This window comes from Dactylosporangium sp. CS-033363 (genome assembly GCF_050942475.1).
Classification (GTDB): Bacteria; Actinomycetota; Actinomycetes; order Mycobacteriales; family Micromonosporaceae; genus Dactylosporangium.
Window position 1 is genome coordinate 6,621,623 of record NZ_CP192032.1, and the last position, 14,378, is coordinate 6,636,000.

General features: G+C 71.5%; 15 protein-coding genes. 5 read left to right on the forward strand and 10 right to left on the reverse strand.

Features of this window, described 5'->3' with window-relative positions; translation table 11 throughout:
* Nucleotides 1-201: 201 nt before the first annotated feature.
* Nucleotides 202-924, reverse strand: a complete 723-nt coding sequence (locus tag ACQPZ4_RS30625) for a class I SAM-dependent methyltransferase (RefSeq protein WP_433042938.1) — start codon at nt 922-924, stop codon at nt 202-204.
* A gap of 61 nt (nt 925-985) precedes the next feature.
* Between ACQPZ4_RS30625 and ACQPZ4_RS30630 the strand changes: the two genes are divergently transcribed.
* Nucleotides 986-2,497, forward strand: a complete 1,512-nt coding sequence (locus tag ACQPZ4_RS30630) for a beta-N-acetylhexosaminidase (protein WP_433042941.1) — start codon at nt 986-988, stop codon at nt 2,495-2,497.
* Here the strand turns inward: ACQPZ4_RS30630 and ACQPZ4_RS30635 are convergent.
* The 3 genes from ACQPZ4_RS30635 to ACQPZ4_RS30645 form a co-directional block, all read right to left on the reverse strand.
* Nucleotides 2,474-2,926, reverse strand: coding sequence for a DUF5655 domain-containing protein (locus ACQPZ4_RS30635; RefSeq protein WP_433042943.1), 453 nt, complete (start codon nt 2,924-2,926; stop codon nt 2,474-2,476). The two genes, ACQPZ4_RS30630 and ACQPZ4_RS30635, sit on opposite strands and share 24 nt — an antisense overlap.
* 244 nt (nt 2,927-3,170) lie before the next feature.
* Complete coding sequence (locus ACQPZ4_RS30640) at nt 3,171-3,632, reverse strand: Crp/Fnr family transcriptional regulator (protein ID WP_433042946.1); 462 nt, start codon at nt 3,630-3,632, stop codon at nt 3,171-3,173.
* A gap of 66 nt (nt 3,633-3,698) precedes the next feature.
* Nucleotides 3,699-4,481, reverse strand: coding sequence for a hypothetical protein (locus ACQPZ4_RS30645; RefSeq protein WP_433042949.1), 783 nt, complete (start codon nt 4,479-4,481; stop codon nt 3,699-3,701).
* A gap of 136 nt (nt 4,482-4,617) precedes the next feature.
* Between ACQPZ4_RS30645 and ACQPZ4_RS30650 the strand changes: the two genes are divergently transcribed.
* Entirely contained in the window at nt 4,618-5,628 is a 1,011-nt protein-coding gene (locus ACQPZ4_RS30650) for an extracellular catalytic domain type 2 short-chain-length polyhydroxyalkanoate depolymerase (RefSeq protein WP_433042952.1), read from the forward strand.
* Between the two features lie 210 nt (nt 5,629-5,838).
* Here the strand turns inward: ACQPZ4_RS30650 and ACQPZ4_RS30655 are convergent, their stop codons facing one another.
* From ACQPZ4_RS30655 to ACQPZ4_RS30675, 5 genes are all read right to left on the reverse strand, one after another.
* Nucleotides 5,839-6,075, reverse strand: coding sequence for a hypothetical protein (locus ACQPZ4_RS30655; protein ID WP_433042955.1), 237 nt, complete (start codon nt 6,073-6,075; stop codon nt 5,839-5,841).
* Nucleotides 6,076-6,163: 88 nt separating this feature from the next.
* The gene (gene pyrE / locus ACQPZ4_RS30660) at nt 6,164-6,676 is read right to left on the reverse strand and encodes an orotate phosphoribosyltransferase (RefSeq protein WP_433042958.1); all 513 of its coding nucleotides are present in this window, start codon (nt 6,674-6,676) and stop codon (nt 6,164-6,166) included.
* A 12-nt stretch (nt 6,677-6,688) separates the two neighbouring features.
* A complete protein-coding gene (locus tag ACQPZ4_RS30665) occupies nt 6,689-7,648 on the reverse strand; it encodes a DUF1152 domain-containing protein (protein WP_433042961.1) in 960 nt (319 codons plus the stop codon).
* 72 nt (nt 7,649-7,720) lie between these two features.
* A complete protein-coding gene (locus ACQPZ4_RS30670; RefSeq protein WP_433042964.1) occupies nt 7,721-8,395 on the reverse strand; it encodes an alpha/beta hydrolase in 675 nt (224 codons plus the stop codon).
* A 214-nt stretch (nt 8,396-8,609) separates the two neighbouring features.
* Nucleotides 8,610-9,692, reverse strand: a complete 1,083-nt coding sequence (locus ACQPZ4_RS30675; RefSeq protein WP_433042967.1) for a glycoside hydrolase family 19 protein — start codon at nt 9,690-9,692, stop codon at nt 8,610-8,612.
* 175 nt (nt 9,693-9,867) lie between these two features.
* On the opposite strand from ACQPZ4_RS30675, the gene ACQPZ4_RS30680 reads away from it, so the two are divergent.
* A complete protein-coding gene (locus tag ACQPZ4_RS30680) occupies nt 9,868-10,491 on the forward strand; it encodes a YczE/YyaS/YitT family protein (RefSeq protein WP_433042970.1) in 624 nt (207 codons plus the stop codon).
* Nucleotides 10,492-10,558: 67 nt separating this feature from the next.
* Here ACQPZ4_RS30680 and ACQPZ4_RS30685 read toward each other — a convergent pair whose 3' ends face one another.
* Nucleotides 10,559-11,347, reverse strand: coding sequence for a mechanosensitive ion channel family protein (locus tag ACQPZ4_RS30685; RefSeq protein ID WP_433042973.1), 789 nt, complete (start codon nt 11,345-11,347; stop codon nt 10,559-10,561).
* Between the two features lie 83 nt (nt 11,348-11,430).
* Here ACQPZ4_RS30685 and ACQPZ4_RS30690 point away from each other — a divergent pair, with 83 nt between their 5' ends.
* Together ACQPZ4_RS30690 and ACQPZ4_RS30695 are read left to right on the forward strand one after the other, a co-directional pair.
* Complete coding sequence (locus tag ACQPZ4_RS30690; protein WP_433042976.1) at nt 11,431-12,168, forward strand: sulfite exporter TauE/SafE family protein; 738 nt, start codon at nt 11,431-11,433, stop codon at nt 12,166-12,168.
* Nucleotides 12,169-12,243: 75 nt separating this feature from the next.
* Complete coding sequence (locus ACQPZ4_RS30695) at nt 12,244-14,373, forward strand: S8 family serine peptidase (RefSeq protein WP_433042979.1); 2,130 nt, start codon at nt 12,244-12,246, stop codon at nt 14,371-14,373.
* The last annotated feature ends 5 nt before the right edge of the window (nt 14,374-14,378 follow it).

Below are 14,378 nucleotides of genomic sequence, written 5' to 3' on the forward strand. Positions count from 1 at the left end.
CGTTTCGTGGCCGGGCCCACCCGCGGCACGACACGGACGCGGTGATCGCCGCCGCCTTCGCGAGCCCGAACGGCCACCGGTCCCGACGACTACTCCGGCGGGCGCGACTGCTCCGACGGACGTGTCGACTCCCGGCGGACGTGACTACTCGCGGCGGACGTGACCTCTCCCGGCCGACGTGACTACTCGCGGCGGACGTGACTACTCGCCGCGGGCGTGGATGAGGAAGCGGTGCGCGCAGACGGTGATACCGCCACGTTCATGCATTCGCTTGAGCTCGTCCGCATACCGCGCCACGGTGAAGTCGCGCACCTGCCACGGCACCGCCCGCAGCTGGTACACCACGGCGCCCACATCCGCGAACGCCAGCGGCGGGAACTCCTCGCGCACGTCCGTCACGCGCAGCCCGGCCGCCGTCAGGGCCTGCGCGGCAATCTCGGCGTTCCACGGCTCCTCGTACGCCGGCGGGGCACCCAGCGCGGCGTTCAGGTCCGCGCAGTCCGCGCTGCCCACCTGTTGCGTGAGCAGCTCGCCGCCGGACCGCAGGACGCGCGCGATCTCGGCCGCATTCAGCCGTCCGTGGCGGTTGAGCACCAGATCGACGCACGCATCGTCCAGCGGCAGTGTCGCATCGGGCGCGAACCGAACATCGACGCCCAGCGGGCCGAGGCGCTCCCGGGCCACGGAGACGTTCGGCGCATAGCCCTCGGTGGCGATCGTGCCGCGCGTCGGTCGCAGCGTCGCGAGCAGTTCGCCGCCGCCCGTGTCGATGTCGAGCAGATCCGCGCGCAGGTGCGCACGGGCCAGGTCCGGATACGACCAGGACGGGTCAGAGCCGGTCGCCCGCCCCTCCAGCCAGGAAAAATCCCACCCCCGCAGCGGTACTTCCAATGCCTCCGTCACCAATCGCTCATACTCTTGCATGGGGTCAGACGGTACCGACGGTCATCCTCGCGCGCCCGTCATTACCGTTCGGAGGGGTGCGATGCCGTCCAGGTTCGGCCGAGCGGTCCTCGCGGCCCTCGTCACCGCCGGCGCGTCCACCGTCGCGGTCGCGGAGCCCATCACCGCCGCCGCGCCCAGCACCGCCTACACCGAGATCCTGCCGGCGCCGGTGTCCGCCGGGGCCGAGCGCGGCGGGTTCACGATCGACCGGCACACCACGATCACGGCCGGCCCGGGCGCGCAGGGCGTCGCCGACTACCTGGCCGGCATCCTGCGCCACAGCACCGGCCAGCCGTTGCCCATCGTGCGCCCGAGCCGCGGCGGCAACACCATTTCGCTCATCACCGGCGGTTCGAACGCGCCAAGCGAGAGCTATCGCCTCGACGTGAGCGGCCGCGGCGTCACGCTCACCGCAGGCCGCGCAAATGGACTGTTCGCCGGCGTCCAGACCCTGCGCCAGATCGTGAACGGTCACGTAATTCCGGCCGGGCACGTCGCCGACGCGCCGCGGTTCGCGTACCGCGGCGCGATGCTCGATGTCGCGCGGCACTTCTTCACCATGGCGCAGGTCGAGCGGTACATCGATCAGCTCGTGCAGTACAAGATAAACACCTTGCACTTGCATTTGGCCGACGACCAGGGCTGGCGCCTGATGATCAACAGCTGGCCGCGGCTGGCGACCTATGGCGGCAGCACCGCGGTCGACGGCGATCCCGGCGGCTATTACACGCAGGCGCAGTACCGGGCGATCATTCAGTACGCCGCGAGCCGGTACGTCACCGTCATCCCCGAGATCGACATGCCCGGGCACGTGAACGCCGCGCTCGCCTCGTACGCCGAGCTCAACTGCGACGGGGTCGCGCCGCCGCTGTACACCGGGACAGATGTCGGGTTCAGCTCGCTGTGCGTGCACAAGGACGTCACGTACACGTTCCTGGACGACGTGATCGGCGAACTGGCCGCGCTCACGCCCGGCGCGTACCTGCACATCGGCGGCGACGAGGCGCACGCCACGAGCCAGGCCGACTACATCGCGTTCATGAACCGCGTCCAGGGCATCGTCGCCGCGCACGGCAAGCGCGTCCAGGCCTGGCACCAGATCGCGGCCGCGACGCCGCTTGCGGGCACGGTCGCGCAGTACTGGGGCACCACGAACGACAGTCCCGCGGGCGCCTCGGGTGTGGTGCTGTCGCCGGCGAACCTCGCGTACCTGGACATGAAGTACAACGGCAGCACCCCGCTCGGGCAGGACTGGGCGGCGCTGATCGAGGTGCGCGACGCGTACGGCTGGGACCCCGGCACCTACCTGCCCGGCGCCCCGTCCTCGGCGATCCGCGGCGTCGAGGCTCCACTGTGGACCGAGACGCTGCGCACGTCGGCGGATCTGGAGTACATGGCGTTCCCGCGGCTGCCGGCCATCGCCGAGCTGGGCTGGTCGCCGGCGTCCACGCACAACTGGGACGCGTTCGAACTGCGCCTGGCCGCGCAGGCACCCCGCTGGCGGGCGGAGGGCATCAACTTCTACCCGTCACCGCAGATCCCCTGGCGGTGAGCGGTGGCGCTGGCGGCCGACGGCGTAGGCCTCGGCCAGCCAGCCCGCGAACTCCGCGTCGACGTCCGCGGGAGCGCTCAGCCGGAACGCGTGCAGGACATTGTGCGCCGAGAATCGCTCGATCCGCCGGAACCGCGCATGTTCGATCGCCCGGGCGAGCACGAGATGGCCATCGAGCCATCGTGCCCGCGGCACGAACGCCGCGAAGCTCATCCGCGCATGCAACGCGATCCGCGTCCGCTCCGGCAACACCGAGACCGGCCCGAGCGCCGTCACCTCGGCCAGAACCGCGTCGAACGTGGCGCGCACATGCGGCGCGCGACCGGCGAAGTGCGCATCCAGCGAACCGAGCGGCGCGCACGTGTGCGTCTGGTTGCGGTTGGCAAACGTCCGGCCGCACGACGGGCATGTCCACAACGGACGCGTCATCGCCCCAGCGTACGGCCTGTCTCGCGCGAACCGCCGCGCCCCGCCTCGCACGAAGCGCCGCGGCCCGCCTCACACGAAGCACCGCAGCCCGTCCCACGCGAACCGCCGCGGCCCGTCCCACACGAAGCGCCGCGGCCTGTCTCACGCGAAGCGCCGCAGCCGTCTCACGCGAAGCGCCGCGGCCCGCCCCACACGAAACGTCGCGGCCCGGGCGTCCAGCCAGGGTCAGGACCGGACGTCCGGTTCAGGTGAGGACCGGACGCCCCTGCGGAAGCCGCGAGCGCGTCGCCTGCATGCGGTCGATCACGACGGCCATGAAGCGCCGCGTCAGATCCAGGCCGAACGCCGGGTCCGCATCGCACAGTCCGCGCACGCCCGCCCCGTCCAACGCGATCGCCAGCACCGGACCGGCGGTGACCGCGCCGAAGTGCCAGCGGTACGGCGGAAACAGCCACGACCAGCCGAGCACCGCACCCGGGCCGAGGGTCTCGATGACCACTCGCTCACCGCCGGGCAGGCGAGTGTCCAGGTCGACGAACCCCTCCCGGATGAGCCAGAACCGTTCGGCGCGGCCGTGCTCGTCGAAGATGCGGGTTCCTGCCCGGAATGGTGCGCGATGCGCCCACAGCGTGAGCCGCTCGACGTCGCGCGGCGGCAGACCGGCCAGGAACGGGTGTGCCGCCATGAGATCGTTGAGACTGATCATGCCCCCATCCTGCTCCGGAGCGGGGCAGGCAGGGCAGGGCCGAAGGTCCCGAGCACGAGGCGTCAGTTAGTTGTAATACATGCTGTCGGCCTCGCCGGTCTTGTTCTTGGCGGGTCGCTGGGTGGCCAACGGCTTGCCGTGGTTGGCGAACGTCGTGTCCATGACGACCGCCGGCTTGTCCGTCTGCTCCATCTCGACGTGCACGGCGGTCACATTGCCCTGCGCGTCGACCTCCATCGTGAACGGCACGTCCTTGGTGTAGAAGGCGACGATCGACGGGTGGCCGACGGGCAGGAACTCGCCCTCGCCGGACATCGGGTCGAACAGGCCCTTGTACGAGGTCGGGCCGGTCTTCGTCGCCGAGACGATGCCGCTGGTGAACTGCGGCAGGCCGGTCGGGTTCTCCATGTCGACGCCGTCGAAGTCCGGGTGCTTGGCCCGCGCCAGGTCGAGGTGGACCCACTTGTCCTTCTCGTCGGCGCGGCTGTACAGGTCCTTGTCGAACACGATGCGGTGGATGTGCCCCGGGTACTTGCCGCCGGTGATGGTCACGTTCTCCTCGTAGATCTTGCCCGCGTGGTCGAAGCCGCCGCTCGCGTCGACCTTGCCGTCGTCCTCGGACGGCAGGTTGCTCACTACATGGAAGGTGTACTGCCCGCTCATGAGCTTGGTGAGCGCCGCGACCACGTCGTCCTTGGCCGGCGGCGGGGCGGGCGAGCGGCTGACGCTGGGCGTGACGGCGGGGCGGACCGGGTCGGCCTCCGCATCGGGAAAGCCCAGGCAGCCCGAGCTGGCGGCGGCCACCCCGGCCAGCACCAGGGCAGCGGCGAACGGCGTGTGACGTGGCATGTGGGCGTCCCCCCGTGGATCGAACCATCCAAATCAACGGTCGCCGACAATAACCCAGGTGCGCAACATGTCCCACCCGAAAACCATGTGGAGTCGACGGATAACGATGCGTGTTGGTGCGCACTAGCGTCGCCGCATGCGCACCGCCCTCCGAGCGGCCGTGGCCGCCACCACCGCGCTGGTCCTCGCGACCCTGTCGGCCACCGTGCCCGCCTCCGCCGCGGCCGCCGGCCTCAGCCGGTACCGCATCTCCTCGGTCTACGTCGCCGGCGTCTCGTCCGGCGGGTACATGGCGACCCAGCTCCAGGTCGCGTACTCCAGCCGCATCGCCGGCACCGCGGTCTTCGCCGCCGGCCCCTACTACTGCGCGCAGAACAACGTCGCCCAGGCGCTCAACGGCTGCGGCAACAACATCAGCCCGACGTACCTGAGCACGCTCGAAGCGGACACCCGCCTGTGGGCCGCCTACGGCTGGATCGACCCCGTGCGCAACCTCGCGGGCAAACCGGTCTACCTGTTCCACGGCAACGGCGACACGTCGGTGAAGAAGTCCGTGAATGACGACCTCGCCACGTATTTCCGTGACTTCGGCTCCTCCGTCCGCTACGACACCGGCTCACCGGCCGGGCACTCCTGGGTCACCCCGCAGGGCCCCGTGGCCTGCGCCTCGACCGCCTCGCCATACTTGAACAACTGCGGCACCGACCCCCAGCGCGACCTGCTCACCAAGCTGTTCGGTTCGGTGAGCGCCCCGAACACCGGCACCCTGCGCGGCACGAAAGTGCAGTTCAACCAGAGCACCTACGCGGTGAACGGATACGCACCCGGTTTGAGCATGGACTCTTCCGGTTTCGTGTACGTCCCGAGCTCCTGCGCCGCCGGCCAGTCCTGCCGCCTGCTCGTCGCCCTGCACGGTTGCGTGCAAGGTTATGGCGCAGTCGGCACCGCGTTCGTGGACAAGGCCAACCTGAACCAATACGCCGACACGAACAACACCATCATCCTGTACCCCCAGGCCGCCGCATCCGCCGTGAACCCCAACGGATGCTGGGACTGGTGGGGCTACCTGGGCGCCACGAACTACCCGATCAAGGGCGGCGCCCAGCTGGAAACCATCATGAACATGGTGCGCCAACTCGGCGGCTGACCACCCACCGCGACCGGGCCCCGCCAGTCCGCGGGGCCCGGTCCCCCGTTCGCAGTGCTCGTCACGCCGCCGGTCCGCCCGGGCCCGGCCCGCCACCGCGGCGGCCCGGCGCTCGGTCCGTTCGCGGGAGCCCGGCCCGCCATCGCGGCAGACCGGCCCGCCGCCAGTTCACGGGAGCCCGGTCCCCCGCCGGGGCAGACCGGTGTGCCGTCAGTTCGCGGAGTCCGGCCGGTTGTTGCGGTGCTTTTCCTGCAGCTTCCGGGTCCGCCGCCGTTGCCGCAGGGCGGCGATGCCGTCGGCGGCGGCGACCCACAGGCGGCCGACCCAGTCGAACCCGCCGCCACCATGCAGCGACTGCTCCCCGATGAACTGCGCGTTCGGGTCGAGCCGCCGGTTCTCGTAGTCCGCGTTGGACTGCCCCGGGATGCGCTTCGGCTGTGCGCTCATGTTCCTATTACGCCGCACGCCCGCACATGGTTCTCTACGCCGTGCTCAGATCCGTCCGGGTGAGCGCCGCACGCCCGCACATGGTTCCCTACGTCGCGCTCAGGTCCGTCCGCGTGAGCGCCGCGCGCAGCTCCAGGCCCTCCGCGGCCAGGTTCGCGCGCCCGCCCTGTTCACGATCGATCGCGCAGATGACCGTTTCGATCAGGGCGCCGGAATCGCGCAGCATCGCGCACGACGTGAGCAGCGCACCGCCGGTGGTCACCACGTCCTCGATCACCACGACCCGCCGCCCGTCGACCGGCCCGCCCTCGGCCGCCCGGGCCGTGCCGTACGCCTTGGCCTCCTTGCGCACGAAGACCGTCGGCAACCCCGTGAGCTGCGACATCACCGTCGCGATGGGGATGCCGCCCATCTCCATCCCGGCCAGCACGTCACACGGTGGCAGCAGCTCCACCATCGCCGCGGCGACCTCCCGCAGCAGTGCCGGCTGCCCCTCGAACAGATACTTGTCGAAGTACTCGTCGCTCACCTGCCCCGACCGCAGCCGAAACGTCCCGGTCAGATGGCAGGCGTCATACACGCGCCCCGCAAGCGTGGTCATGCCGGCAGTATTTCAGTGCGGGAACGCGCGAGGGATGCGCACCTTGCCGCGAGCGTCGCGGTAGGCCTGGATGCGGCTGATCACCTGCCGCCGCCCGATCGTGTGCTCGATCCGGTCCAGATACAGGCAGCGCGCGGCGAGCGAATCCAAATCGACGGTGAAGTACATCGCCATGAGCGGATTCACGAACAACGTGCTGCCACTCGTACGCCCGGTGAAGCGCACATCCCCGAACTCCCCGCCGATCGCGGCGGCGATCTGCCCCTGCACGATGCTCGGCCGCTGCGCCGTAGCGCCGTGCGCGTATGAGACGAGGTCGCGGTACAGCAGGGCCTCGCGGCTGCCGGCCGGAATGGACAAGGCGCCGAGGTACCCGCCGGCAAGAGTGAGCGCGGCCAGGTTCTCCAGCACCTGCGAGTGGTTGACCCCGTCGTGCGCGTCGATGCCGAACCCGAGCGCGCTCACGAGCTTCACCGGCACATCGAGCGCGGCGACGGCGGCCAGGCTGGTGATGTCCTCCACCGGCGTGCCCAGGTCGCTCTCGTCGCCGCGCAGCAGGATGTCCGTTCCGCCGTCGACGAGCACGATCGCGTCGATGCCCAGACGCGCAATCAGATACCGGTACGCCTCGCGCAACGTCTGCACCCCGAGCGGCGGGAACGCGAACACCGTCGACGGCAGCTCGTGCGCGTGCAGCCAGCGGGCGAGCACGCCCTCCGGGAAGTACCAGTCGGGGGAGGTCGTTTCCGGACGCACCTCGACGACGTGCTCGTCCACCCACGCGGCCCGGTCGATCAGTTCGAGCTCGGAGAACGACAGGCTCGCGAGGTGCACGTCCGCACCCCGCTCCCACAGCGCGAGCGCGAGCGGCAGCCCCGCGTACACGTCGAAGCCGCCGCCCGCCCCCGCGATCAGGATGCTGCGCGCGGAACCGAGCGCGGCGAACAACGGCGGCACAGCCAACGAGAACATCGCCGCCATTCTCGACGATCACCGCGCCCGCCGCTGCCCCGAAGATCACCGCACCCACCGCGGCCCGGGAGGTCAGTGCGGTGCCAGATGCCGGGCCAGGAACTGATCGTCGAGCCCGTGCCACTGGATGGTCCGGTGGTCGCCGGGGTTGGCGTGCAACGTCTTCTCGCTCGTGCCGAACGCGTCGAACAACTCGAGCGCCGACGCCCGGTCCACGTGCTCGTCGTCCCACGGCAGCAGGAACTGCACCGGCACCCGCACAAGCCGGGCCGCCGCCAGCAGCGGCTCGGACACCACGAACCCCGCGCCGAAGATGGCGGCGCGGATGCGCGGTTCGGCGGCGACGAGCGGAATCCCGATCGCCGTGCCGAGGGAGATGCCGCCGCCGTAGCCGATCGGAGCGTCGCCGATCTCGGGCAGGCGCTGCAGCGCGTCGAGCACGGCCTGCCACTCGGGCACGGCCTGCTCGGCCAGGGCGGCCCCGTAGGCCGCGCTCACCGCGCGCACCCGGTCGGTGGAGCCCGCGGCCATGGCCGCACCCAACTCGGCGCGGGCCCGCTCGTCGCGCGCGGAGCGGCGACGGTCGCCGTGGCCGGGCGCGTCGATGGCGACCACGGAAAAGCCGAAACCGGTGACCAGCGCACGGGCGCGCGCCACCTGGGCCGGCGTCCTCTTGTGCAGCCCGCCGCCGTGGCCCATCAGGACCAGTGGCGCGCCGGGCGTCGAGGACCACAGCACCCCGGGCACGTCCCCGAGGACGAAATCACGTTCTAGAACACCATCGGACGAGGTTGAGGCAGTGAAGTACAACGGAAGCCCTTCGAGAAACGGGACCAACTGACGATCACGGATCTCTCACCCCCTTCGACCGAAGCAGCGAAGCAGCGAAGCAGCGAACCAACACAGGCTAGCGCGCGAAGGGCCGGCCCAACCAGCGGGCCGGCCCCGAGAACGACAGACTTCAGCAGCTCAGGTTGCCACCGGCGGGCACGCCCAGGATGCCGACGAACTGGTTGTACAGGTTGATGCGGCTCTGCACCTGCGCCGGGTTGCCCCCGTTGCACTCGATGCTGTTGATCGCGCGGATGGTCGTGCCGAAGCCCTGGCCGTTGACCATCGCGTTGTGGGACGTGGTGCCGGCGTTGCCGGTGCCGGTCATCCAGTACCAGAGGCCGGTCTGCCACGAGATCGACGAGTTCGTGGCCACCAGGTTGGGGTTGTTGAGCAGGTCGACGCCGAGCGCGTCGCCCGCCGCCTTGTAGTTGAAGTTCCACGACAGCTGGATGGGGCCGCGGCCGTGGTAGGCGGACTGGCCGGCGGGGCAGCCGTAGGGCTGGGACCAGTCGCAGTACGTCGGCCAGTTGGCGGTGTTGATCTCGTCGATGTAGACCAGCCCGCCGGTCTCGTGCGAGACGTTGGCCAGGAACGCCGCGGCCTCCTGCTTCTTGACCGTGTCGCTGCCGGTGGTGGCGAACGCCGGGTACTTCTTCATCGCGTCGGTCAGCCCGGCGTACGTGTAGAAGCCGTTGCGGCTCGGGAACATCTGGTTGAACTGCGCCTCGCTCACCACGAAGCCGGTCGTACCGCCACCGCCGCCGGTGTCGCCGCCCCCGCCGCCGCACGTGGTCGGCGACCAGAACCAGGTGCTGATGGTCGGGTCATAGCCGGGGTTCTCGTGTGTCGCCACGTAGTAGAGCCCGTTGGTGTACCGCACGACCGCGCCCACCCCGTACCACTGCCCGGCCACCCAGTTCGGGGCGCTGCAGGTGCCGCCGCCCCCGCCCGTGCTGCCGCCGCAGGAGCCGTTGTCGGCCCACACGCCGGACCCGCCGGTGCTCGGGGTCTCGTACTGCGTCCACCACTTCGCGGTCCAGTTGTGGCCGTTGTACGAGGCCTGCATGCCGCCCGTGTACACCGTGCTGCTGACGAAGGCCGGCGCGCAGGCGGCCGCGCTGGCCTCGGTCGCGGGGAGAATCGCGGCCGCGGCGGCGGCGATCGCGATGCCCGCCGTGGCCACGAACGCGAGGAGTCGTTTTCTGGGCATGGAGAGATGACCTTCCCGTGAGAGCGGGCGATCGATGCATGGACGACTGTCCATACCCATATGTAAACAAAACTTCTCCTTTTGTAAAGACTGTTACCTGATTTAAGGAAGCGGGCCGCCACCGAACCCGAATTGGCCTGCGACAGCACCGGCCCGGTCGGCGAGGCTCGGGTGTATGCGCCTGCTGCTCCCGCTGCCCACCGACCGCCCGGCCCTGCGCTGGAGCATGCTCCTGGGCGGCCTGGCCCTCTACGGGCTCAGCAGCGGCCTCATCATCCAGGCCGGCCTCGGCGTCGACCCGTGGGACGTCCTGCACCAGGGCCTCGCCCGCACCCTCGGCGGCCAGGTCGGCACCTGGGCCATCCTGGCCAGCGTCGCCGTGCTGCTGCTGTGGCTGCCGCTGCGTGCCCGCTACGGCGTCGGCACCCTGGCCAACGCGATCCTGGTGGGCCTGGGCATCAACGCCACCATCTGGCTCGTGCCGGCCCCGCACAACCTGGCCCTCAAGGCCCTCATGCTCGTGGCGGCCATCCTGCTCAACGCGTTCGCCACCGGCCTGTACATCGGCGCCGGCTTCGGCCCCGGCCCGCGCGACGGCCTGACCACCGCGATCGCCGCCCGCGGCCACTCGATCCGCCTGGTCCGCACCCTGATCGAACTGACCGTGCTGGCCGCCGGCTGGCTGCTCGGCGGCTCGGTCGGCATCGGCACCGTCCTCTACGCCGTCGCGATCGGCCCGCTCACCCACATCGCGATCCCCCGCCTGCGCCCGCGCGAGGCGGTGGTCGAGGCCCATTGACGTAGACGGTGGTCGTGGTGGCGTTCGCCCTCGGCGGCCCGGTCGGGACCGCGCTCCTGCGCCGCCGCTAACCCGCGTGCTTGCGGTCGGCGCCGGCGCCGGACTCGGCGCCCGCGATCACGGTGGCAAGTGCGGCGCCGTCCTCGGCCGGAGCGACCACATCCTCCACAGCGTCGGGGTCCTCCTCCTCGGCGGGGGCGGGGCCGACGGCCGAGGCCAGCAGGGCGGAGTTCGGGATGTTGAGCGGCCCGTCCTTGGTCTCCAGCACGGTGTACAGCAACCCAGCCGACACGATCACGCCCCGGTGCGGCCCGTTCAGCGCGCCCGACATGACCCGAACCTCCTGCCCGGGCACATACGGCCGCGCGAACAGCAGCACCAGCCCCGCAAACAGGTTCCCGAGCACCGGCTGGGCCGCGAGGCCGACCACGATTCCCGTGATCGCCCCGCCGACCAGGACCTGCCGCAGTTGTACTCCCAGCAGGTCGCACGTCGCCAGCACGGCGATCAGGTAGCCGCCCAGCAGCACGAACAGCCGCAGCGGAGTGCCCGCCGCGGCGCCGGCGCGGGCGACGGCGATGCGCTGCACCTCGCGCGCCGCGGTGCGGCTCGCGGCCAGCCCGAAGATGGCCGTGAACAGCGCGCAGCCGTAGGCGATCAGCCGGGCCCGCAGCGACTCCGCGTGCACGCCGCCGATGTCGTGGCCGGTGATCAGGAAGATCAGCGCCAGCAGGCCGAAGACGATGGTCTTGCGGAAGTCCGGGCGCACCTTGAGCTCGATGGCGCGCAGCCCGGCGAACGCGTGTGACTCGTGGGACGTGTCCTGCGTCACCCGCCGCCGCGTCAACCAGCCCATCTCGTACCTCCCACGCTCCGTAACCGCCGCCCGCGACCCTACCGCGCCGCGTGAGCGGCCGGCGGAACCGGCATGATGAGGGCATGACCCCCGGCGAGGCCCTGCTCCTGCTCGGCGGCGGGCTGGTCGCCGGCACCGTGAACGCCATCGCCGGCGGTGGGTCGCTCATCACGTTCCCGCTGCTCGTCGGCCTCGGCCTGCCCGGCGTGGCGGCGAACGTCAGCAACGCGCTGTCGGTCGCCCCCGGGTACGCCGCGAGCGTCGCCGGCAGCCGCCCCGACCTCGAGGGCCAGGGCCGGCGCATCCGCACCATCCTGCCGACGATCATCGTGGGCACCCTGTGCGGCAGCGCCCTGCTGCTGTTCACGCCGCACGAGGTCTTCGACGTCGTGGTGCCGTTCCTGCTCCTCGGCGCGGCCGTGATGATGGCGCTGCAGAAGAGGCTGCGGGCGGCCACCCGGCGCAGCGGGAAACCGGCGATGCTGCACCTGGCGGTCTTCGGCTGCGGCCTCTACGGCGGGTACTTCAACGCCGCCATGGGCGTCCTGCTCGTCTCCTTCCTCGCCCTGGTCCTCGACGAGCCGATGCGGCGGCTCAGCGCGCTCAAGAACGTCTTCTCCGCCGTCGTCGGCGCCACCACGGTCCTGCTCTACAGCGCGTTCGGACCGGTCAACTGGGCGGCGGTCGGCGTGCTCGCCCCGGCCACCATCGCCGGCGGCTACCTCGGCGCCCGCGTCGCCCGGAAGCTGCCCGGCGAGGTCCTGCGCTGGACCATCGTGGTCTTCGCCACCGCGGTGGCCGTGGTGCTGTTCATCACGTAAACGTCGGATCAAGGACTCCTGCCTTGGGCGACCGCGGCCCGGGGAGTACCTCCATCTCCCATGGACCCTCGCGCGATGGGCAAGCTCGACGCCGGGCTCAAGCTCGCCGCCCACGCGTACGAGCTGGGCGGCGACGAGGAGTCCGCGATCAGCGTGCGGCTGCGCTTCGCGGGCGACCTCGACGAGATCCGGGCGCTCGGCTTCACGGTCCACGAGCGGGCCGGCGACCAGGCGTTCGGCGTCGTGCGGTTCCGCGACGTCGAACGGATCGCCCTGCACCCGGGCGTCCTGCGGATCGCCGCCGGCCGCCCGCCCCGGCTGCGGATGGACACGGCCGCCGCCGACGGCCGGGCCGCCGCGTCCTCCCCCGGCGCCGTCGGGCCCGGCGGCGACGGGCTCTGGCACGCCGACGCCGCCACCGGGGTGCTGACCGCCGCGGCCGACGCCACCGGCCGGGACGTCCTCGTCGCCATCATCGACACCGGGATCGACTTCACCCACCCCGCGTTCATGCGGCAGCTGACCCCGGCGCCGGCGACCCGGATCGTGCGGATCTGGGACCAGGGCCTGCTGCCGTCGTCGCTGGCCGAGTGCCCGCCGGTGACCAGCCTGCTCTCCGCCGACCCGTACGGCCGCGAGTTCACCGACGCGCACATCGACGCCGCGCTCACCGGCGGCCCGCCCGTCCCGCACCGCGACTGCGAGGGCCACGGCACCCACGTGGCCGCGATCGCCGCCGGCGGCACCCTGTTCCCGCCGGGCGGCGCCGCCACGTACGTCGGCGTGGCCCCCGAGGCGGGCATCATCGCGGTGAAGCTCGTCGACGTCCCCGCCCCCATCCAGTTCCGGCTGGCCAATGGGTTCGGCGGCGAGGTCGGCTTCACCACCCGGGTGCACGACGCGATCATCTACTGCCTGCGCACCGCCCGGGCGCTGGGCAAGCCGATCGTGGTCAGCATGAGCGTCGGCTCCGACGAGCTGCCCGGCGACGGCCTGGACGACGACGCGCGCTGGATCGACGACCGCCTGGACCCCGCGGTGCCCGCCGGCGACCTGCAGTTCCCGACCGGCGCCATCATGGTCAAGGCGGCCGGCAACATGGGCAAGGCGGCCTGGCGCTCGGTCGCCGTGATCACCGTACCGGCGGCGGGCCGGGTCGTCGTCCCCCTGGAGATCAAGGACGACCGGATCGGCGTGGACACCAGGTGGCGCAACTGCGCGCAGGTGACGAGCACGGAGCCGGTGGTGGCCGACTTCTGGTACCGCCGCGACTTCGACAAGGTCCGCTTCGCCCTCCGCCTGCCGCACCAGGCCGCGTTCAGCGACGACATGGGCGTCGGCGGGAACCTCACCCACTCCTTCAAGCTGCGCCCCGGTTCGCCGCCGCGCACGGTGCTCGTGGCCCCGGCCGCCAACGCCCACACCATCTGGGCCACCCACGGCACCGAGGACGCCGTGCCACACCCCGACGGCGGAACGGTCCGCCGCCACGACTTCCAGGTCCTCGTCGCGCCGAAGCTCAGCGGCACCACGGTGAGCTATCCCGAGGGCGTCTACGAGGTCCGGATCACCGCCCCGCCAGGGACGCGGTTGTACCTCATGTGCCTCTACTCCGCCTTCGCCCCTCAGCTGATCGCGGACCTGCGGATAGCGGCCACGACGGCGGACGGCGCCCCGGTCGACCCGGCGATCGCGATCGGCGCCGAGTTCTCGCTCACCGACACGCTCGGCCGGCACGCGCTGACGGTCGCCTCGTACGACGACGCCAACGGCGCGACCGCCGACCCGGCGTACCACCACATCGCCGAGACCTCGTCCCGCGGCCCCCTGCGCGACTTCTCCGACCCGCCCGGCTCCCTGCCGCTCATCGCCGACAAGCCCGACCTGGCCGCGCCGGGCGAGCACATCACCGCGGCCGAGAGCGCCGACACCAAGGCCCGGCCGATCGTGCCCACGCCCGCCTGGCTCGCCGGGTCCCGGTTCACCGAGAAGGGCGGCACCAGCATGTCCGCCCCGTTCGTGGCCGGCGTCGTCGCGCTGCTGCTGGACAAGAAGCCGGACCTGACCATCCACGACGTCCGCGCCGCGCTGGTGACTGCGGCCGCCGCCCGCCCCGGCGCCGATCCCGCCCCGCCCGGCCCAGCCCACCAGCGCGCCTTCGGCGCCGGCACGGTCGACGCCCGCGCCGCCCACGAGCTGATCTGACCGCG